Origin of the sequence: Saccharopolyspora gloriosae (genome assembly GCF_014203325.1) — a bacterium.
In the GTDB taxonomy this organism is placed as follows: Bacteria; Actinomycetota; Actinomycetes; order Mycobacteriales; family Pseudonocardiaceae; genus Saccharopolyspora_C; species Saccharopolyspora_C gloriosae.
Window position 1 is genome coordinate 2,072,022 of sequence record NZ_JACHIV010000001.1, and the last position, 18,660, is coordinate 2,090,681.

Annotated in this window: 18 protein-coding genes and 1 tRNA gene; 5 read left to right on the plus strand and 14 right to left on the minus strand. The window is 71.9% G+C overall.

Annotated elements, in window-relative coordinates; translation table 11 throughout:
• Window positions 1–20 precede the first annotated feature (20 nt).
• Together BJ969_RS09425 and BJ969_RS09430 are read right to left on the minus strand one after the other, a co-directional pair.
• Window positions 21–1,829 (minus strand): ABC transporter ATP-binding protein, encoded by a 1,809-nt coding sequence (locus BJ969_RS09425; protein ID WP_343071312.1) that lies wholly within the window; start codon window positions 1,827–1,829, stop codon window positions 21–23.
• A 135-nt stretch (window positions 1,830–1,964) separates the two neighbouring features.
• Entirely contained in the window at window positions 1,965–2,120 is a 156-nt protein-coding gene (locus tag BJ969_RS09430) for a hypothetical protein (protein ID WP_184478518.1), read from the minus strand.
• Window positions 2,121–2,523: 403 nt separating this feature from the next.
• Here BJ969_RS09430 and BJ969_RS09435 point away from each other — a divergent pair, with 403 nt between their 5' ends.
• Complete coding sequence (locus tag BJ969_RS09435) at window positions 2,524–3,882, plus strand: pyridoxal phosphate-dependent decarboxylase family protein (protein ID WP_184478520.1); 1,359 nt, start codon at window positions 2,524–2,526, stop codon at window positions 3,880–3,882.
• A 575-nt stretch (window positions 3,883–4,457) separates the two neighbouring features.
• On the opposite strand, the gene mftE is transcribed toward BJ969_RS09435, so the two are convergent.
• The 6 genes from mftE to mftA are packed head-to-tail and all read right to left on the minus strand — an operon-like array spanning window position 4,458 to window position 8,910.
• A complete protein-coding gene (mftE, locus tag BJ969_RS09440; protein ID WP_184478522.1) occupies window positions 4,458–5,153 on the minus strand; it encodes a mycofactocin biosynthesis peptidyl-dipeptidase MftE in 696 nt (231 codons plus the stop codon).
• On the minus strand, window positions 5,150–6,505 hold the full coding sequence (gene mftF, locus BJ969_RS09445) for a mycofactocin biosynthesis glycosyltransferase MftF (RefSeq protein ID WP_221315761.1): 1,356 nt from the start codon (window positions 6,503–6,505) through the stop codon (window positions 5,150–5,152). Before mftF ends, mftE begins: the two co-directional genes overlap by 4 nt.
• Window positions 6,502–7,290 (minus strand): mycofactocin-coupled SDR family oxidoreductase, encoded by a 789-nt coding sequence (locus BJ969_RS09450; protein WP_184478524.1) that lies wholly within the window; start codon window positions 7,288–7,290, stop codon window positions 6,502–6,504. Before BJ969_RS09450 ends, mftF begins: the two co-directional genes overlap by 4 nt.
• The gene (mftC, locus tag BJ969_RS09455; RefSeq protein WP_184478526.1) at window positions 7,291–8,487 is read right to left on the minus strand and encodes a mycofactocin radical SAM maturase; all 1,197 of its coding nucleotides are present in this window, start codon (window positions 8,485–8,487) and stop codon (window positions 7,291–7,293) included.
• 29 nt (window positions 8,488–8,516) lie between these two features.
• The gene (gene mftB, locus BJ969_RS09460) at window positions 8,517–8,822 is read right to left on the minus strand and encodes a mycofactocin biosynthesis chaperone MftB (RefSeq protein WP_184478528.1); all 306 of its coding nucleotides are present in this window, start codon (window positions 8,820–8,822) and stop codon (window positions 8,517–8,519) included.
• Window positions 8,800–8,910: a mycofactocin precursor MftA gene (mftA, locus tag BJ969_RS09465; protein WP_184478530.1), complete on the minus strand. Its 111-nt coding sequence runs from the start codon at window positions 8,908–8,910 to the stop codon at window positions 8,800–8,802. The genes mftB and mftA overlap by 23 nt, the downstream gene beginning before the upstream one ends.
• 82 nt (window positions 8,911–8,992) lie before the next feature.
• Here mftA and mftR point away from each other — a divergent pair, with 82 nt between their 5' ends.
• Complete coding sequence (mftR, locus tag BJ969_RS09470; protein ID WP_184478532.1) at window positions 8,993–9,616, plus strand: mycofactocin system transcriptional regulator; 624 nt, start codon at window positions 8,993–8,995, stop codon at window positions 9,614–9,616.
• Between the two features lie 117 nt (window positions 9,617–9,733).
• Here mftR and BJ969_RS09475 read toward each other — a convergent pair whose 3' ends face one another.
• From BJ969_RS09475 to BJ969_RS09485, 3 genes are all read right to left on the minus strand, one after another.
• Window positions 9,734–10,177, minus strand: coding sequence for a hypothetical protein (locus BJ969_RS09475; protein ID WP_184478534.1), 444 nt, complete (start codon window positions 10,175–10,177; stop codon window positions 9,734–9,736).
• 344 nt (window positions 10,178–10,521) lie between these two features.
• The gene (locus tag BJ969_RS09480) at window positions 10,522–11,640 is read right to left on the minus strand and encodes an NDMA-dependent alcohol dehydrogenase (RefSeq protein WP_184478536.1); all 1,119 of its coding nucleotides are present in this window, start codon (window positions 11,638–11,640) and stop codon (window positions 10,522–10,524) included.
• Window positions 11,641–11,765: 125 nt separating this feature from the next.
• Window positions 11,766–12,692: a pseudouridine synthase gene (locus tag BJ969_RS09485; RefSeq protein WP_184478552.1), complete on the minus strand. Its 927-nt coding sequence runs from the start codon at window positions 12,690–12,692 to the stop codon at window positions 11,766–11,768.
• Between the two features lie 322 nt (window positions 12,693–13,014).
• On the opposite strand from BJ969_RS09485, the gene BJ969_RS09490 reads away from it, so the two are divergent.
• The 3 genes from BJ969_RS09490 to BJ969_RS09500 all read left to right on the plus strand — a co-directional run bounded on the left by BJ969_RS09490 (window position 13,015) and on the right by BJ969_RS09500 (window position 15,216).
• Window positions 13,015–13,085: transfer RNA gene (locus BJ969_RS09490), tRNA-Cys, on the plus strand.
• Window positions 13,086–13,211: 126 nt separating this feature from the next.
• On the plus strand, window positions 13,212–14,363 hold the full coding sequence (locus tag BJ969_RS09495) for an MsnO8 family LLM class oxidoreductase (protein WP_184478553.1): 1,152 nt from the start codon (window positions 13,212–13,214) through the stop codon (window positions 14,361–14,363).
• A gap of 76 nt (window positions 14,364–14,439) precedes the next feature.
• Window positions 14,440–15,216 (plus strand): MerR family transcriptional regulator, encoded by a 777-nt coding sequence (locus tag BJ969_RS09500; protein ID WP_221315762.1) that lies wholly within the window; start codon window positions 14,440–14,442, stop codon window positions 15,214–15,216.
• A 9-nt stretch (window positions 15,217–15,225) separates the two neighbouring features.
• On the opposite strand, the gene BJ969_RS09505 is transcribed toward BJ969_RS09500, so the two are convergent.
• The 3 genes from BJ969_RS09505 to BJ969_RS09515 are packed head-to-tail and all read right to left on the minus strand — an operon-like array spanning window position 15,226 to window position 18,660.
• The gene (locus BJ969_RS09505; protein ID WP_184478555.1) at window positions 15,226–16,164 is read right to left on the minus strand and encodes an ABC transporter substrate-binding protein; all 939 of its coding nucleotides are present in this window, start codon (window positions 16,162–16,164) and stop codon (window positions 15,226–15,228) included.
• Window positions 16,161–17,177, minus strand: coding sequence for an acyl-CoA dehydrogenase family protein (locus BJ969_RS09510; RefSeq protein ID WP_184478557.1), 1,017 nt, complete (start codon window positions 17,175–17,177; stop codon window positions 16,161–16,163). The genes BJ969_RS09505 and BJ969_RS09510 overlap by 4 nt, the downstream gene beginning before the upstream one ends.
• 40 nt (window positions 17,178–17,217) lie before the next feature.
• Window positions 17,218–18,660 carry an ABC transporter substrate-binding protein gene (locus BJ969_RS09515; protein WP_184478559.1) on the minus strand — a complete coding sequence of 481 codons (1,443 nt, stop codon included), beginning with the start codon at window positions 18,658–18,660 and terminating at the stop codon, window positions 17,218–17,220.

The following is an 18,660-nucleotide window of genomic DNA, read 5'->3' on the forward strand; positions in this document are numbered from 1 at the left end:
TTGTTGTTCGACGACGGTGATCACGTGCGCTCCCGCGCTTCACCGTTGCGCTGCGCCGGGGCGCCGTCGACGAGCTCCGTCGACGGGTGGTGCAGGTGGTACAGGTGCGCGTAGCCGTTGTTGCCCTCCAACAGCTCCGAATGCGTGCCGATGCCGGTGACCCGGCCGTGGTCCAGGTAGAGGATCTTGTCGGCGTCGGTCACCGTCAGCAGGTTGTGCGAGATGACGATGGTCGTGCGCCCCGCCATCAACCGGTTGAGCGGGCCGAGGATCCGCTGCCCGGCCTCGGCGTCCAGGCTCGCGGTCGGCTCGTCGAGCAGCAGGATCGGCGCGTCGCGGATCATCGCGCGGGCGATGGCGATGCGCTGGCGCTGCCCGCCGGAGAGCAACCGGCCGCGCTGCCCGACGCGGGTCGAGTAGCCCTCGGGCAGCGCGTCGATGAAGTCGTGGGCGTCGGCGGCGACGGCGGCATCGACGAGTTCGGCGCGGTCCGCATCGGGCTTGCCCGCGAGGATGTTCTCCTCGATGGTGCCGTCGAGCAGCAGCGTCTCCTGCAGCACGATGGCGATCTTGGAGCGGAGCTCCTTCGGGTCCAGCTCGCGCAGGTCCGCGCCGTCGAGCGTGATGCTGCCCCGGTCCGGGTCGTAGAACCGCAGCAGCAGCTTCGTCAACGTCGACTTCCCCGCGCCGCTGGCGCCGACGATGGCGACGCGTTCCCCGGGGGCCGCGGTGAGGTTCACGTCGGTGAGGACCTCGTCGACGGTGTCGGGGTAGTGGAAACCGACCTGGTCGAGCCGGATCGCGCCGTCCACCCGCGTGAGCGGCTTCGGCTCGCGCGGAGCCGGGACGTGCGGGCGCTGGTTGAACAGCTCCAGGATGCGTTCCGCGCTGGCCGCCGCGCCGAACACCACGTTCGAGAGCTGCCCGAGGTTGCTCACCGGCTGGTAGAGCTGCGAGAGGTACACGAGGAACGCCAGCAGCCCGCCGAGCGTGATCCGGCCCGCCGACAACTCCCAGATGCCGACGCCGACGATGGCCATGATGGCCATGACCTCCAGCAGGTCCACCAGCGGCTCGAACAGGCCGCCGATGCGGGCCGCGGACAGCTCCGCCGACAGGCTCGACCGGCTCTGCCGGGAGAACCGGCCCACCTCCGCGGACTCGCGCCCGTAGGCCTGGATCAGCGGTGCGTTGCCGAGGCTCTCCTCCGCCACCGTGCTGATGGAACCGGTGCGCCCGGCGACCTCGCGGGACGCGGATTTGATGCGCTGCGCGAAGAACCGCGCGACGAACAGGAACAGCGGCACCACCAGCAGCGCCACGACGGCCAGCCGCCAGTCGAGGTAGAACAGCACGCCGGCGAACAGCACGATCTTGATCAGCGAGGCCACGGTCTGGGTGATGCCCGACAGCACCAGGGCCTCGATCGAGGCCACGTCGGTGGTGAGCCTGCTCAGCGTGTCGCCGAGCCTGCGCCGGTCGAAGAAGTCCACCGACAACGTGTGCAGGTGGGTGAACACCCGGATTCGCAATCGGTTCAGGAAGTGCTCACCGATCCACACCGTCACGTAGCTCTCGCCGAAACCGACGGCCCCGTTGACGATCGTGATGACGGCGTAAGCAAGGGCCACCCACGGGAACAGCGAGAAGTCCCGCGGCGTGAGGACCTGGTCGATGAGGACCTTGAACATCCAGATCGCCGCCGCGTCCAGCAGCGGCGACACCAGCACCAGCGCGAGGCTCAGCGCCATGTACCAGCGGAACGGCCGCGCATCGGGCCAGAACCGCCGGAAGATCTCCCGGACCCCGATCGATGGCGCGGTCTCCACCAACCCCGCCTCCTCGGCGGCCGGTGGATCGAACAACCACCGTATCGGTCCCCGCACGTCGTACCCCCTGTTGCTGACGGGAGTGACGCCCGCACCCCGGAAGGTGCGGGCGTCATCCGGAAATGAGCCGTGCCGCTACTTCTTGTGGCCCCAGTGGTGGTGGCCCCAGCCCCAGCCGTGACCCCAGCCCCAGCCGTGGCCCCAGCCCCAGCCGTGGCCCCAGCCCCAGCCCCAGCCGTGCTTGCGACGACGGTTGTTCACGTACACGAACACGCTCTTGATGCTGCTCATCGCCATGCACCTTTCCGCATTGCCGATTTCCCCAGAGAAGAGCGTTCTCCTGTGATGTTCCCCCGGCAGGTGCCGGGAAAACTCGATTCCGGGTCGCGACCCCGGATGCATCACGTCCGCCGAACGAGTTGGTTCACTCGCCCCATGTCGGCGAAACCGGCGCGTTCCGCACCGGCCCGTGGGTGCCCGGTGTCCTTTCCGGACTGCCGCGCTTCTCCAGTTCTCTTCCAGAAGGTAGGTGCCCCCCATTCGGCGAACGACCCGACCTGCCAACGAGTAGACCCCAAGCAGCGGAGCGTGCCCAGAGGACTATCGGCCCTGATTTGCCGCTGATCTCCGGAAATCCGCGTCGCCGTGCCGAACGCGGCCGAACGCGGACCATGGTGGCGGAGAGGGGGCGGGCATGGATCTGCGAGCGTGGGCAGGGCGGGCGGTCGACGAGATCTCGGGGTGGCAGCGCGGTTTCGGCGAGGTCGAACCGCATCCGGACGCGGTGGTCTCCGACGCCGATTTCGCGGTGGCCTTCGAGGAGCTGCTCGGCCGGTTGCGCGACACCTACCCGTTCCACCACCCCCGCTACCTGGGGCAGCTGATCAAGCCGCCGCACCCGGCGGCGGTGGCGGGCTACCTGGCGACGATGCTGCTGAACCCGAACAACCACGCGCTCGACGGCGGACCGTCCACGACCGCGCTGGAGCGGGAGGCGGTGGCGCGGCTGGCGGCGATGCTGGGGATGCCGGACGCGCTCGGCCACCTCACCACCAGCGGGACCGTCGCGAACCTCGAAGGTCTTTTCGTGGCACGGGAAACGCGTCCCGGTTCGGCGATCGCGCACAGCGCGCACGCGCATTACTCGCACGCCCGCAACTGCCACCTGCTCGGCGTGCGGTCGGTGCCGGTCCCGGTGGACCGGCTGGGGCGGATGGACCTGGCGGAGCTGGAGGTGCTGCTGGGGCGGGAGGACATCGGCACGGTGGTGCTCACGGCCGGAACGACCTCGCTGGGTGCGGTGGACCAGATCGACGAGGTGCTGGAACTGCGGCGGCGCCACGGGTTCCGGATCCACGTCGACGCGGCCTGCGGCGGATTCTTCGCCCTGATCGCCGACGACGCGCCGGACGGGGTCGCGTCCGCGCCGTTCCGGGCGCTAGCCGAGTGCGACTCGGTGGTCGTCGACCCGCACAAGCACGGCCTGCAGCCCTACGGGTGCGGGGCGGTGCTGTTCGCGGACCGGTCGGTGGCGCGGTTCTACCGGCACGATTCACCGGCCACGTATTACACGTCGGCGGAGCCGCACCTGGGGGAGATCTCGCTGGAGTGCTCCCGTTCCGGAGCTCCGGCGGCGGCGCTGTGGCTGACGTTCCGGCTGCTACCGCCGACTCCGGACGGGCTCGGGCGGGTGCTGCGGGCAGGTCGGCGGGCCGCCCTGCGCTGGACCGAGCTGCTGGCCGAGTCGCCGGTGCTGTCGGCCTACCAGCGCCCGGAGCTGGACATCGTCGCGGTCCTGCCCGAAGCCCCCGACATGTCCACCGTGGATCAGCGGACGACGTGGATGCTGCACGAGGGGATGCGGGGCGGCGGCGCCTACCTGGCCGCGCTCGAAGTCTCCGCGGCGGAGCTGCGGGCGCGCGGGCACCCGGTCCGGGAGGACGCGCCGGGCGCCCGGATCTTGCGCAGCGTGCTGCTGAAACCGGAGCACGAGCACTGGATCGGGCGCTGCCACGACGAGATCGAAGACCTGGCGCGGCGAGCCGCCGGATGACCTGCGCGGCGCCGGTTTGCGCCGGACGGCGGTGGGGCACCCGGGTGGGGCGCTCGCCTGGGGTCCGGACGGGCGCGGGGTCGTGCCAATCCGAATTCCTTGGGGGTCACCGAATGTCAGTTCGCGCGTCCGTCCGCGCCCGGAAAGTCCGGCCGGCGTTCCTGCACACCATGTGGACCGAGTCCCGCACCATCGCCGACGCGCGCCACCGCTTCGTCCGCGGCGGACCTCCGGCGAACCCCGGCGGACAGGCGGTCCCGACCCAACGGTGACCTCGCAACCGCCTCCGGCGAACGGCCCCGACCGCCTTTCCGGCACGGGGCCGTTCTGCCGCGATTTCGCGAGAAATCCAACCACTCGAACGAGGTGAACCCCGCCCTCGCACGCTCCTGATCAGTGCAGAAGGTTGTCGGAGCGGGGTGTCCGACACGCGGGGACGCTTCAATTTCTCGCGAAATTGCGGGGCATGAACAAGGTTCGCATCAGGTGGTGTGGGGACGGCACCGAGATCTCGGGGACTGGTCGATCGACTCGGGGGTTCGGGCCGTTGCCAGGGGGCTCCTGGTAGGTGGAGGTCACCCGGTGAGGTTTGGGGTCTCGCCGCGCCACTCCGCTACCGCGCGGGTGAGGGAATCGGCCCAGCGGTGCAGGATCGCGTCACCGGCCGTCGCGTCGGCCGTCGTCGGGTCGCCCAGGACGCCGTTGGGGCTGACCGGGCGCACGCCCCCGGAGCGGAGGCGGTCCATCAGCTCGGGCAGCGGCGCGGTGTTCCCGGCCGCGGCGACGTCCGCGGCGACCTCGCCCGGGTGCAGGTGCAGCATCGCGGAGGTCTCGGTGCGCCCGGCGTGGCTGTCGTCAGCCGGGGCGTCCGGTGACCACACGAGCACCCGCCTGCCCTCGGAGCGCAGCAGCGCGGCGGCCCGGTGCGCGGTGGGCAGGTTGCCGCCGTGGCCGTTGACCAGGACCACGCCCGCGAAGTGGTCGGCGGAGCGCACCAGCTCCACCAGCAGCAGCCGCAGCGCCTCGTGGCCGATCGACAGGGTGCCCGGGAACTCCGCGTGCTCCCCGCTGGCGCCGTAGGGCACGGCGGGTGCCACGACGACGTCCGCGACTCGACGGGCGAGGCGGGCGCACAGCTCCTCGGCGATGGCGGTGTCGGTGCGCAGCGGCAGGTGCGGGCCGTGCTGTTCGGTGGCGCCCAGCGGGATCGCCAGCGTCGGGGCGTGCGCGGCGAGTTCCGGCCAGCGCATCGCCCCCAGGTGCTCGCTCATCGCGCTGATCCTCCGGTGAGTCGCGGCAGCAGGGCCGCCGGGGTGCGGTGCCGTGCGCAGCCCGCCCAGACCCCGGCCCCGTAGGCGAGGTCGTCGAGCACTCGCAGTGCGAGCCAGGACGGCGTCGGTCGGGGACCGCGCAGCGCGTCCAGCAGGCACGGCAGCAGGGCCGCGAGCAGGACGAGCCGGGCCCGCCTGTTCACCAGGGCGGGCAGCGCCAGCAGCGGCCACCAGTCGCGGCGCACCGCCTCGGCCAGCAACCGGCCCGCGCCGAGGTGCGCGAGCGCGGCCAGCCGCCACGACTCCCAGTCCGGCACTCCGTGCGCCCGCAGCTTGCGCGGCAGCGCGCTCGCCCCGGCCACCGCCAACGCGGCGGACAGCACCGGGCGCCCGGCGGCGAGGGCCGTCCACGACGCGGCGCTCCACGCCGAGAGCCGGGCGCAGCTGAGCGAGCCGGGATGGCGGCGGGACAGCGGTGCCGCGGAGCCGCCGTAGTCGAAGCGCTGGCGCAGCCACGCCCGCAGCCGGGGCCGCGCCCGGTGCCGCACCACCGACTCCGGCGCGTACCGCACGGATCCGCCGTCCGCGAGCAGGCGCCACACCAGGTCGACGTCCTCGCCGAACCGCAGCGCCTCGTCGAACCCGCCCACGTCGTCGAGGCTGTCTCGGCGCACCACGAGGGCGGCGCTGGGCACGTAGCTCACCCGGCTCATGGGCCGCACGGCCGCTGCCGTCGTCCCCAGGTCGAGGCCGCAGCGGTCCGCTTCGTAGGCCGCGATCCGGCCGCCGGTCCTGGCGCCGCGGACGCGGGGCGCGACCGCCCGCACGGCCGGGTCGGCGAAGTGGCGCAGCAGCGGGTCGAGCCACCCTGGTTCCGGTAGCGCGTCGGCGTCGAGGAACGCGACGAGCTCCGTGGTGGCCCGCCGCCACCCGGCGTTGCGGGCGGCGGCCGGACCCCGCGGAGCTCGGTGCCGCAGGGCGGCTTCGGGGACGGGGGGTGTGGAACCGTCGTCGACGACGATTCGGCTCGGCAGCTCCTCGGTCGCGGCCAGCAGCGCGGCGAGCCCGGCCGGGTCGTCCTTCACCGGGATCACAGCGGTCACGTCGGCGGGCCCGAGCGTGCCGGGCGGTGGCTCCGGGTGCGCCAGCCCGGCCTCGATCAGCCGCCGCGCCAGGGCCCCACCGGAACGCACGGGTTCCCCGTCGAGCCACTGGTCGATCAGCCGGGCCGCGGTCTCCCCGACGCGCAGCAACCGCACGGGAGACCCGCCGAGCAGCACCCTGCCGTCGCCGGTCCGCCGCAGCGAGGAGTCCGCTACCAGCCGGGTACCCGCGGGCACCGGGGCGGTCATGCGGTGAAACCGCCGTCGGCGTGCACCACGGTTCCGGTGATCGCCGATGACTCCGGAGAGCACAGGAACGCCACCACGGCCGCGACCTCGTCCGGTTCCAGCAGGCGCTCCGTCAGCTGGTGCCGCGCGAATTCGTCCACATCGGACAGTTCGTAGAGCGCGCCGGTGGCGTCGAGCATGTCGGTGCGCGTGGAGCCCGGAGACACGGCGGTGGCGCAGATCCCGGTGCCGCGCAGGTCGGTCGCCAGGCCGCGGATCAGCCCGACCACGGCGTGCTTCGCGGCGTTGTAGGAGGTCAGCCGCCACAGCCCGGTGTGCGCGGCGGCGGAGGCCAGCGCCACGAACCGGCCGGAGCGCGGTGCGGGCCGCCGCAGCAGCGCGGGCACCGCGGCCTTGGCGAGGTGGGCGACGCCGTCCACGCCGACGGAGAACAGCGCGTCCCACTCGCGGTCCTCGGCTTCCCAGAACGGTGTCCCGCCCGCCATCAGCGCCGCCGCGCCGACCGCCGCGTCCAGTCCGCCGAACCGTTGCTCCGCCAGTGCGACGACGTCGCGCACCGCGTCGAGGTCCTGCACGTCGGCGGCGACGTCGACGACGGAACCGGGGAATTCCGCGGCGAGCGCGGAAAGCTGCTCGACCGTCCCCAGCGGATAGTCGACGCGGGGGTCGTCGGCGCACCGGTCGACCGCCACCACCCGCCAGCCGCTCCCGGCGAGCCGGCGCACCACGGCGGCCCCGATGCCGCGCGCGGCTCCGGTGACGACGGCGACCCTGGGCTCGCCCATCTACGGCCGGAATCCGGCGAGCGGGCTGGTGTCGCACGCCCGGTCCGGGATCGCCTCGGGCTCCGGCGGACCCCAGCCGATGCCGACGGTCACCGGCTGCTTCTTCCGCCTGCCGCGGTGCGAATGGTCCTTGTCCGGCTTGGGGATGCTCGTTGCGACCCCGGCGAGCGCGCGTTCCCCGTTGCCGAGCACGCATTCCGGGTCCGGCCCGTCCAGCGGCAGCCCGGTGAAGAACTTCGCGGCCATGCACCCGCCTTGGCAGGCGTCGTAGGCCGAGCACGAGGTGCAGGCGCCGCCGGTCTGCGGTTCCCGCAGCCGCGCGAACAACTCCGATTCCCGCCACACGGAGCCGAATCCGCCGTCATCGCGCACGTTCCCCGCGAGGAACTCGTCGTGGATCGCGAACGGGCACGCGTACACGTCGCCGACGGGGTCGATGAGGCACACGACGCGCCCCGCGCCGCAGAGGTTCAGCCCCGGCAGCGGGGTGGAGCCCAGCGCGTTGAGGTGGAAGAACGAGTCGCCGGTGAGCACTCCCTCGCCGTGCGCGACGAGCCAGTCGTAGATCTCCCGCTGCTGCTCGGCGGTCGGGTGCAGCTCGTCCCACACGTCGGCGCCGCGACCGGAGGGCCGCAGGCGGGTGATGCGCAGCTGCGCGCCGTACTCGTCGGCGATCTCCTTGAACCGGTCCAGCTGCCCGACGTTCTCCCTGGTCAGCACGACACTGATCTTGAAGTCGCGGAACCCGGCGTCGCGCAGGTTCGCCATCGCGGTCAACGCCGTGTCGTAGGAGCCCGCGCCCCGCACCCGGTCGTTGACCTCGGCGGTCGCCCCGTCCAGGGACAGCTGCACGTCGACGTAGTCGGTGCCCGCGAGCCAGCGCGCCCGCTCCGGGGTCAGCCGCACGCCGTTGGTGGAGAACTTGACGCCCACCTGGTGGTCGACGGCGTACTCCACGAGCTCCCAGAAATCGGAGCGCACGGTCGGTTCACCGCCGCCGATGTTCACGTAGAACACCTGCATGCGTTGGAACTCGTCGATGACCGCCTTGCACTCGGCGGTGGACAGCTCGCGCGGATCGCGGCGCCCGGAGGCGGACAGGCAGTGCACGCAGGACAGGTTGCAGGCGTAGGTCAGTTCCCAGGTGAGGCAGATCGGGGAGTCCAGGCCGTGCTGGAAGTGCTCGATGAGCCGCATGGGCGTCTCCTTGCGTGGAGGTCGGCCGTTCAGCCGCGGGGCCGGATGGTGCCCGCGTCGCACAGCCCGGCGAGGGCCTGGAGGTAGCGCGGGTGCTGTTCGGCGGGCACGCCGGTCTCGGCGAGGGCGGCGTGCACGTCCGGCTGGTTCTCCAGTTCGCGGACGAGGGCGACGAGTTCCGGCGTCTTGAGGAACGACAACCGTCGGGTGGTGAAGTCGTAGACGAGCGCGCCGAACCGCTCCGGGCGCAGCGAGACGGTGGGGCTCAGGCGGTGCGGGCGGCCGGGGTCGAAGCCGGCCGCCGCGCCGGGCTCAGTAGACGCCGCACATGCCATCGATCGACACTTCCTCGACGAGCAGGTCGTCTTCGACGCCGTCCACGGGTGCGGTGTCGGCGGGTGCGCCGTGCTGGGAATCGCTCATGGGATGCTTCCTCCCGATCACCTGCTGAGTTGTGATGGCGGGCACACAATAACGACACCGAGTGTCACAATGGAAGGGATCGATGGCCGGGCCAGCATCCGTTCACCCGACCGGCGCAGGCACGGGACCTGGGCGGCGCCGCACCACCAGCCCCGTCGAGCTGGAGCGCGTGGCGTTCGCCCTGTTCGACTCCGACGGCTTCGAGCACACGACCGTCGAGCGCATCGCCCGCACCGCCGGGATCGGGCGGCGCACCTTCTTCCGCTACTTCGAGTCGAAGAACGACGTCGTGTGGGGCGCGTTCACCGAGCAGCTGGACGGGATGCGGGAGCGGTTCCGCGCCCGGCCCGCCGACGAGCCGCTGATGGAGTCGATCCGCGCGGTCGTCGTCGAGTTCAACCGCGTCGAGCCCGCCGAGACCGACCGGCACCGCCGCCGCCTCGAACTGATCTTGCGCGTTCCGGCGCTGCAGGCGCATTCCACGCTGCGCTACGCCGAATGGCGAGCGGTGGTCGCCGATTTCGCCGCCGATCGCCTCGACACGTCACCGAGCGCGCTGGAACCGCAGACCATCGCCCACGCGGCGCTGGGGGCGGCACTGGCCGCCTACGACCACTGGCTCGAACGGCCGGGTTCCGACCTCTGCGCCACCCTCGACGTCGCCCTTCGCCGGCTGGCAGTGGGATTCGCGCCGCGGGGTACGTAGGGGGCCGTTGCGGAGTGATCTTTCGATCGGTGTCTTGTCGGCGAGGAAGCCGCTGAGGTTCCGCTGAGCGACCGGCTATGCAGATCATCCTGAAAGGACGCCTGAAGGCTCAGCCGCTCAGCGGGCGGGTTCCACATCCGTGCAGTCGAGTTCCTCGGATCCGGGCGGTAGCTCGGGCGCCCCGGGGGTGGGCTTGTTGTCCACCGTGGAACCGTGGAACATGTCGGCGGCCGCGGTGTCCGTGCGGACCGCGCAGAGCCGGACCGGGGAGGTCACCTTGCCCGCGCGCACCGTGGCGCTCCGTCCGCCCTTCGGGCTCGGGGTCGCCTCCGCGAGCGGCCGCCAGGTTCCCTTCTCGTCCTCGGCGACGATCCAGATCCGATCCGAGTCGGGTACCTCGCCGGCCAGCCTGACCAGGAAGTCCCTGGAGAATCGGTAATCGTCGTCGGGTGTGTCGATCGACACGCCTGAGCTCGAACCGAAGGGGGCGGTCAGGTAAGCGAGGACGGCGACCAGCACCACTGCGCCACCGGCGATTGCCCCTTGCGATTTCCAGTTCATCCGGACGCCTCCCGCAGCGGATGTCTCCTTCGTCGCTCGTCCAGTCACGACTCGCGCAATCGTACGAAATCGCTCTCGGCCGCTGTGCACTCGCCGCGATCGACGCGGAATGCGGCCGACAGTGCACCGACCGTAGTGCGTGGGCCGGTGGCGCGAGATCGCGGGCGTACCCGGGTTCGTGCGCGGCCGATCACGTTCGGTGAGATGGAGCCTTGCGCCGTTCGGAACTTCACCCGACCCTGCGCGAGTTCGCGAGAAATCGGCGTCCGCCAGGGAAATCCTGGCGGTGCTCGCGGAGCGCAGCCGGGGCTCACCGGGATGGGCGTCCTAGGGGACGCCGTCCGTCATTCGAAGGTGATCACGCCGCGGATCGTGTCGCCCTCCTCCATGTCGCGGTAGCCCTGGTTGATGTCCTCCAGGCGGTAGGTGCGGGTGATCAGCTCGTCGAGCTTCAGACGGCCCGCGCGGTAGAGGTCGAGCAGCTTCGGCACGTCGTTGCGGGGCTTGCAGCCGCCGTAGACGCCGCCGCGCAGCTGCTTCTCGAACATGACGAACGGGAACAGGCTCAGCGACACCTGGTGGGTGCTCATCGCGCCGACGCCGCCGAGCGCGAGCACGCCGCCCTTGCTGATCAGCCCGAGCGCCGGTTCGATCATGTCGCCGGGGACCACGCCGACGGTGATGATCGCCCGGTCGGCCATCACGCCGGCGGTGAGGTCGGCGACCAGGGCGTGGGCTTCGGCGAGGTCGGCGGCGGTGTGGGTGGCGCCGAACTCGCGGGCCTTCTCCCGCTTCCACCGCACCGGATCGACGGCGACGATCACCGCGGCCCCGGCGAGGCGGGCGCCCTGCACGGCGTTCATCCCGACTCCGCCGGTGCCGATCACCACCGTCACATCTCCTTGCCGCACCTGCGCGATGTTGACGGCGGTTCCCCACCCGGTGGGCACCGCGCACCCGGCGATGGCGGCCACGGGCATCGGGATGTCGTCGCCGAACTTCACCAGCGAGTCGGCGGGGCAGACGGTGTAGGGCGCGAAGGTGCCGAGGAACGTCATCGGCGTCACGGGTTCCCCGTGCGAGTGCACCCGCCGCGATCCGTCCAGCGCGCGCCCGGTGAGCAGGTCCGCGCCCCGGTCGCACAGGTTGCCGCGGCCGTCCCGGCACCACCGGCAGTGCCCGCAGGACGGGATGAACGTGGTGATCACCCGGTCGCCGACGGCGAGGTCCGCCACACCGGGCCCGACCTCCTCGACGATGCCCGCGCCTTCGTGCCCGCCGAGCAGCGGCGGCGCGTCGACGAAGCCGTCCCCGGCGTCGTAGTGGAAGTCGGAGTGGCACAGCCCGGCCGCGGCGAGCTTGACCCGGACCTCCCCGGCGCGCGGTTCGCCGATCTCGATGTCGTCGATGGTGTACCCGGCGCGTCGTCCCTGTTCTCGCAGCAGGGCGCCTCTGGTCTTCATGGGCCTGGTCCTCCCGGCGCTGGATCGGCCGTGCGGCCGCCGATCGTTCGGGCCGGGACGCTAGCCGACCGGGTGCCGGTGTTGATCAACGTTGCTGCAAATTCACCCCGATCGGCGCAAATGCGCTATCGCGGGGGCTGTGCGTCGTCGGGCCAATCGAGCTCCCGGCGGCTCTCGAAGTGCCGCGGGGCGCCGGTGATCGGATCGGTGAAGCGGAGGGCTTTCGCCAGCAACCGCAACGGATCCGCGAAGTCGTCCGGCGCGCGGTCCCGCACCACCGGGTAGAGGTCGTCGCCGACGATCGGCGCGCCCACCGAGGCCAGGTGCACGCGGAGCTGGTGGGTCCGCCCCGTCGTCGGCAGCAGCCGGTAGCGGACGGCGGTGCCGCGGCGTTCGACGGGTTCGACGCGGGTCTCCGCGTTCACCGGCCCCGGCACCTCCTGGGCTTGGAGCACGCCGCGCTCCTTGACGATCCTGCTGCGCACGACGTCAGGCACGGCCGGCTCCGGGGCGTGGTGCGCGATGGCCTCGTACTCCTTGCGCACCGCGCGGTTCTGGAACAGCAGCTGGTACTCCCGGCGGGCCGCTTCGTGCACCGTGAACAGCACGAGGCCCGCCGTCATCCGGTCCAGCCGGTGCGCGGGGCTGAGCTCCGGCAGGTCCAGCGCGCGGCGCAACCGGACCAGCGCCGTCTCGGCGACGTGCCCGCCGCGCGGGGTGGTGGCCAGGAAGTGCGGTTTGTCCACGACCAGCAGGTGCTCGTCGCGGTGCAGGACGTCGAGTTCGAACGGCACCGGCGTCTCCACCGGCAGTGCGCGCTGGATCCACAGGAACGAGCCCGGTGCGAAGGGCGTGTCCGCGTCGACGAAGCTGCCGTCGACCGCCGCGACGCGTCGTTCCCGCAGCATCCGGTCGACTTCGCCGGGAGCCACCGGCAGCCGGTCGACGAGGTGGTCCCGCACCGTCGGCCACGTGCCGGTGTCCGGCAGGCGCATCCGCGCGGCGTCGAGGCCGTCGCGTTGCGGCAGGGGAGACCGGAGCTTGCGTCGCATCACCGGCCAGCGTAGGCCGCCGCGCGGGGACGTCGTGCCACGCCGGGGCGAACCCGGTGCAGGGGGAGGCCGTCCAGTCCGTGGGACGGTCGTTCGCGCGGTTGACCACGACTCGGGGCGGGGCAAGAATCGTCGTGTGGATGTCGCGGCGCGGTTCTTCTTCGCTCGCCTGCACGTCGATCTCCGGCGGCACGCGAGCGCGATCTGTGCCCCCGCGCTGCCCTGAGCAGCGTCCTGGTGACCGGCCGGTACCACCCGGCCGTTGTCAGTCCTATGTGGACTTGTTTCCGATCGTCCGGCGCGGTGGCCGGAATCGGATCGTGGCGGAGTGACCGAGTGGCTAGGTAAGGGCCTGCAAAGCCCTGCACACGGGTTCGAATCCCGTCTCCGCCTCCCCTTCCCCTCCGGCGAGCTCGTGCGTCCCCGCGGCGCCTCGTCGCGTTCTCGACGCGGTCGCCGCGGGCGCAATCCCCCGGCGACCCGTTTCACCCGCGCGCAGCGGGTACACGGGAGGCAGTGATGACATCCGTTCCGCTCTCGGTCCTCGACCTCGCACCGGTGCCCTCCGGCGGCACCGCCGCGGGCGCGCTGCGGGACACCGTCGACCTCGCCCAGCACGTGGAGCGGTACGGCTACCGGCGCTTCTGGCTGGCCGAACACCACCTGGTGCCGGGAGTCGCGTCGTCCTCCCCGGCGGTGCTGATCGCGTCCGTGGCCGCCGCGACCCGGCGCATCCGCGTCGGTTCCGGCGCGGTGCTGCTCGGCCAGCACACGCCGCTGCAGGTCGCGGAGGACTTCGGCACCATCGCCCAGCTGCACCCGGACCGCATCGACCTCGGTCTCGGCCGTTCCGGCCTGGCGAAGTTCGTCGAACTCGCGAAGGCCGCGCTCGACCGGGAACCGGACGACGTGCCCGCGACCCCGCCGGAACCGGTGCTCGTCGACGGGCTGCCCGTGCCGCGCACCGCGCGCGGCGGTTCGCTGTCGCGGGCCCGCGCGCAGCGGCTCGAAGCGCACGTCCGGCTGCTCGGCGGCACCGGACAACCGGAGTACGACGAGCAGGTGCGCGACGTGCTCGCGTTCCTCGACGGCACGTTCCGCGACACCGACGGGCAGGAGGCGCGCGCGGTCACCGCGGAGCAGGCGCTGCTGCAGGTGTGGGTGCTCGGCGCCAGCGCCGGGCCCAGCTCCCGCGCGGCGGGCGCACTGGGCTTGCCGTTCGTGTCGAACTACCACGTCACGCCCGGCACCGTGCTCGACTCCGCCGCGTCCTACCGCGAGTCGTTCGTGCCCTCCGCGCGGCTGGACCGGCCGTACCTCGTGGTGTCGGCGGACGTGCTCGTCGCCGACGACGACGCCACCGCGCGGGAGCTCGCCAAGCCGTTCGCCGGATGGGTGCACGACATCCGCTACGGCGACGGCGCCCAGCCGTACCTGACCCCGGCCGAAGCGGACCGGCGCACCTGGACCGCCCCTGAACGCGCCGTAGTCGCCGACCGGTTGCAGACCCGCATCGTCGGTTCCCCGGACACCGCGGTGGAACGCCTGGAGGTGCTGCGCCGGGTCACCGGGGCCGACGAGCTGCTGATCACCACCATCACCCACGACCACCAGGACCGCCTCCGCTCGTTCGAACTGCTGGCGAAGGCCTGGGCCGCCGCCGGGCACTGAAACGCCTCGGAGCACCCGCCCGAGCACCACCCCGCCGAGTTCCCGCTTGACCGTGACCTGGGGGCACGGTTTTTCATTGCCGGAGGAACTCGACGGCTCGGTCCCGAGCCCGAAGCACGAGGGGGAACCGGTGGGGTGGAGCACGCGCCAGGTGGCGGAGCTCGCCGGCACGACGCTGAAGACGGTCCGGCACTACCACAAGATCGGGCTGCTGAACGAGCCCGAGCGAGCGGCGAACGGGTACAAGCAGTACGGGGTCACGCACCTCATCCGGCTCTTGCGGATCCGCAGGCTCGTCGACCTGGGGGTGCCGCTGTCCGACATCGCGGCGGTGGAGGAAGCGGGGGAGAACGCGGAGCAGACGCTGCGCGCGCTCGACGCGGAGCTCGCCGCCAGCATCGACCGCCAGCAGCGGATGCGGCAGGAGCTCGCCGTGCTCCTCGAACACCGGACCTCCGGCGAAGTGCCGACGGGTTTCGACGCGTTCGCCCGCGAGATGAGCGACGCCGACCGGTCCTTCCTGCTGATCTGCGCCCAGATCCTCGGGCCGGCGGAGATGGCGGCGTTGCAAGAGCTGCACGCGGCTCCGCGCACCCCGGTCGACGAGGAGTTCGACGCGCTGCCCGCGGACGCGAGCGACGAGGCTCGCCAGCAGCTCGCGGAACGCTTCGCGCCGGAGGTCATCCAGCAGCTCGCTGACCACCCGTCGTTGCAGAACCCGGTGGCGAGGGTGAAGGGCGGCGAGGCGCTGGCGTCATCGGCCGTGGGGCGCGGACTGGTCGAGCTCTACAACCCGGCCCAGGTCGACGTGCTGATCCGCCTGCACGCGCTCATCGAGGACCACCGGGGCTGACCGGGTGCTCTAACCCCGGTGCGTCGCCGCCTCGCCGAGGGCGGGCAGCACGTGCTCGATCAGGTAGGGCAGCGCGAGCACGCCCGGTTCGCGCAGCGCGAACCAGTCGGCGCCGTCGACCGGCAGGTAGCCGCCGTCGCGGACGGCGCGCAGGGTGCCGAACACAGGAGCGGATTCGAGCGCCGGTCGCAGCGCCGGGTTCGGGTAGGCGGTGATGAGCACGTCGGTGTCCACCTGCGCCAGGTTCTCGGCGCTGACCTGCGCGGAGAAACCCTCGCCCGGCAGGTTCGCCGCCGCGGGCGACAGGCGCAGGCCGAACTCGGTGAGCGTGCGGACCGTGACGTCCCGCGCCGAGCGGATCACGCCGAGACCACCGGGACCGTGCGCGAGGGTGACCGCGAACTCGGCGCCCGCCAGCTGCGGATGAGCCGCGCGGACCCGGTGCTCGGTCTCGGCGACGAGCCGATCGGCCGCGGCGGACTCGCCCAGCGCCCGGCCCACTTGGCGGGTCGTGACCTGCCACGGCTCCTCGTCGGGCGCGTTCTCGAACGCGGTGGTCGGCGCGAGCGCGGACAGCGCCGGGTACTCGCGGTCGATGTAGTAGTCGCTGCCCGCGAGGATCAGGTCCGGGTGCAGTTCGGCGATGGCCTCGGTGGAGTAGCCGCCGTCGGTGGGCCGCAACGTCACCGGATGCCAGTCGGGGCGCCGCTGCCACGGCGGGACCTCCTCCGACAGCGGCAGCCCGACCCCGACGGGCCGCACTCCCAAGGCGAGCGCGGCATCGACGTCGGCCGGCCCCAGCGCGACGACGCGCGCCGGATGCGGCGGTGCGAAAGCGGTCCCCAGCCGATGCGGCACCGCCGTCCCCACCCCCTCCGGCGGAGCAGGCACCGCGGAACACCCGGCGACCAGCCCCAGCAGCACGACGAGCAAAGCCGTCCTCTTCACCGCGCACCTCCGGCGAGCAGTTCGAGCAACTCGTCCTTGATCGCCGGTCGAGAGGCCGCGACCAAGGTGAACGTCGCCTCGCGCACCAACCGCTGCCCGTGGGCACCGGCGAGCAGCGCGGAACTACCGGCCGCCGTCACGAGCGCCCCGGCCGCGCGCAGCGCGAGATCGGCCGCGGCGGCACGGGCCGGGGCGATGTCCGCGCCCGCCGCGAACGCCGCGTTGAGCTCCTCGCGCGCGTCGTCGCGCCACGCCTCCAGCCGCTCGGCGACGCGGGGCCGTCCCGCTTCGGCGATGAGGCGTGCGCAGCGGCCGGTCAACCCGAGCGGGAGCGAGCCGTTGAGCCAGGAACCGCGTGCCTGCGCGGACAGCACGTCGGCGTGCGGGAGCACGCCGAGCACCCGCTCGGCGGGAAGGAAGAAGTCCTCGAACCACAGCCGCACCGTGGAAGTCGCCTGCGCCGCGACGAGTTCGAGCGGTTCGACGCGGATCCCGGTGTCCGGTCGGGCATCGACGAGCCCGTTGACGACGAGGTCGTCTTGGCGCGCCGACAGCTGCAGCACGTCCACCAGCCCCCACCCGCTGACGAACGGTGCCTCACCGTCGAGCCGGTAGCCGCCGTCGACGGGCGTCGCGTGCAGCCGCGGCGGCTGCGGGACCGCTCCCGCGAACGACACGCCCCCGCGCACCGCTCCCCGCACGACGTCCGCGAAATAGCGTTCTCGCAGCTCGGCGCGATCGGTGGTGGCGATCCCGTGCACCACCCCGTGGTGCTGCGCCCACACGAACGCCGTCGTCAGGCAGCCCCCGGCGAGCGCCTCGAAGACCCGCGCGGAGTCGACGAGGCCCAGGCCGGGACCACCGTGCTCCGGTGGCGCGGTGAGCCCGTAGAAGCCCTCCTGCGCCAGCAGGTCGAAATGGCTGCGCGGCACCTCGCCTGCGGCGTCGACCGCGGATGCGGCGGGGAACAGCACCTCGTCGGCCAGGGCCTGCGCACGCTCAATGGTGACCACGCCGCGAGGCTACCTCCGGCAGATCGCGACGGAGGTCGTTTCAGTCATCGAGCCCACCGAGGTCCAACACCTCCACGTGCCCCGTCTTGTCGCGCCGCAGCACCGGGATGTCGCCAATCCGGTCGCCGGAGTCGCCGTCCAGCATGAAACGTCCGCTGGCTCCGGACACCAGGTTCGTCGGATGGTTGAGCAGGAACAGGTTGTCGTGCACTCCGCCGGGGGTGGGCACGGTACGAACGCCGCTCACCGAGTTCTTCGCGGCCGTGACGGCCGCGTAGGTGGCGTCGTGGCCCATCACGGTCCAATTGGACTCGCGGACGTTTCCGCCGAACCGCCTCTCCATCTCGCCGGTGAAGCGCAAGTACAGATCGCGGTGGAGATTGCGCTGGTCGCGGAGCGCGGTGGGGTCGGACACCGATGCGTAGAGAACTGCGGCCGATGCGTTCTCGTTCTTCGGCAGATCGGTCGATTCGGACCCGGTCACGACGGTGATCGGCCGGTCGCGTATGCAGCCGCGATTGCTGATCTGTTCCATGAACTTGGGAAGCAGGTTGCTGCGACCCGCGTACAGCACCGTGCGCGGAGCGTCCGCGCTGCACAACCGGGAGGCGATGGTCCCGAACTGCGTGTCGAGTCCGAATGCGTCCGATCCACCGCCGTAGGGAGCGGACATGCTCCCGGTTCTCGTCACGATCTCGGAGAACGTGTCTTCGAAGTTCTTTTGCAGGTCCGCGGTGTAGTAGTCGTTGCGGCTCTCGTCGTGGACGAGGATCGCCGTGGCGGCCGGATCGCCGAGGTGTTCGGCGACGGCTTCCAGTTCTTGGTGCAGACTCGGGGAAACGCGGGTGAGTCCTTTGATGGGCGGGCCGCTCTCCTCGGACGTGCTGTTGAACCTGTCGGCGCTGAGATAACCGACCATGGGGATGCCCGCCGCGGACAACTTGCGGGCGCCTTTCTCCGTTTCGGGAGAGCTGAGACCGAGTCCGGTGACGGCGACCAGGTTCTCCGGCTCGTCGACCATCTTGAGCAGCTCATCGGTGACCTGTTCGGAAGCGTGCTCGTCGCGTCCTTCGTTGGCGAGTGCCAAGCGGAACTTCAAGCCGGGTCCACCGGCGTTCGCCGACAGCTGGGCAATGTAGGCGCCCCGCAGGTAGTCGTTGATCTGCTCGATGGACAAGCTGGCGCCGGGTTCGGCGGTCATCGGCATCAGCACCGCCACGGTGACGACTTCGGGTTCCTGAGCGACGCGCTCGTTCTCCTGCCGGATCTTGTCCTCGACATCGGCCAGTTCAGAGGAGAACGGGAACGAGCCGTCGGTCACTCCGACGCACTCACCCTCGTCGCCCGCGTGCCACACGCCGGTGTCGCACCGCTGCACGAGCCCGACGACCACGACGACGCCGAGTGCGAGGGCGAGTACGGTCCCGAGCGCCAGCGAGACTCGTAAGAGCCATCGGGGGCGGGGTGGCGTTTCGAAGCTCAC

What these genes read in the sequence shown, in the direction of transcription:
- mftR (WP_184478532.1), top strand. Translation starts at nt 8,993, where the DNA reads ATGGCCGGGCCAGCATCCGTTCACCCGACCGGCGCAGGCACGGGACCT.
- mftE (WP_184478522.1), bottom strand. Translation starts at nt 5,153, where the DNA reads ATGAGCGAGCACCTGGGGGCGATGCGCTGGCCGGAACTCGCCGCGCAC.
- BJ969_RS09480 (WP_184478536.1), bottom strand. Translation starts at nt 11,640, where the DNA reads ATGAAGACCAGAGGCGCCCTGCTGCGAGAACAGGGACGACGCGCCGGG.
- BJ969_RS09475 (WP_184478534.1), bottom strand. Translation starts at nt 10,177, where the DNA reads ATGAACTGGAAATCGCAAGGGGCAATCGCCGGTGGCGCAGTGGTGCTG.
- mftC (WP_184478526.1), bottom strand. Translation starts at nt 8,487, where the DNA reads ATGCGGCTCATCGAGCACTTCCAGCACGGCCTGGACTCCCCGATCTGC.
- mftF (WP_221315761.1), bottom strand. Translation starts at nt 6,505, where the DNA reads ATGACCGCCCCGGTGCCCGCGGGTACCCGGCTGGTAGCGGACTCCTCG.
- BJ969_RS09485 (WP_184478552.1), bottom strand. Translation starts at nt 12,692, where the DNA reads ATGCGACGCAAGCTCCGGTCTCCCCTGCCGCAACGCGACGGCCTCGAC.
- mftB (WP_184478528.1), bottom strand. Translation starts at nt 8,822, where the DNA reads ATGGCATGTGCGGCGTCTACTGAGCCCGGCGCGGCGGCCGGCTTCGAC.
- BJ969_RS09450 (WP_184478524.1), bottom strand. Translation starts at nt 7,290, where the DNA reads ATGGGCGAGCCCAGGGTCGCCGTCGTCACCGGAGCCGCGCGCGGCATC.
- BJ969_RS09495 (WP_184478553.1), top strand. Translation starts at nt 13,212, where the DNA reads ATGACATCCGTTCCGCTCTCGGTCCTCGACCTCGCACCGGTGCCCTCC.
- BJ969_RS09435 (WP_184478520.1), top strand. Translation starts at nt 2,524, where the DNA reads ATGGATCTGCGAGCGTGGGCAGGGCGGGCGGTCGACGAGATCTCGGGG.
- mftA (WP_184478530.1), bottom strand. Translation starts at nt 8,910, where the DNA reads ATGAGCGATTCCCAGCACGGCGCACCCGCCGACACCGCACCCGTGGAC.
- BJ969_RS09430 (WP_184478518.1), bottom strand. Translation starts at nt 2,120, where the DNA reads ATGAGCAGCATCAAGAGCGTGTTCGTGTACGTGAACAACCGTCGTCGC.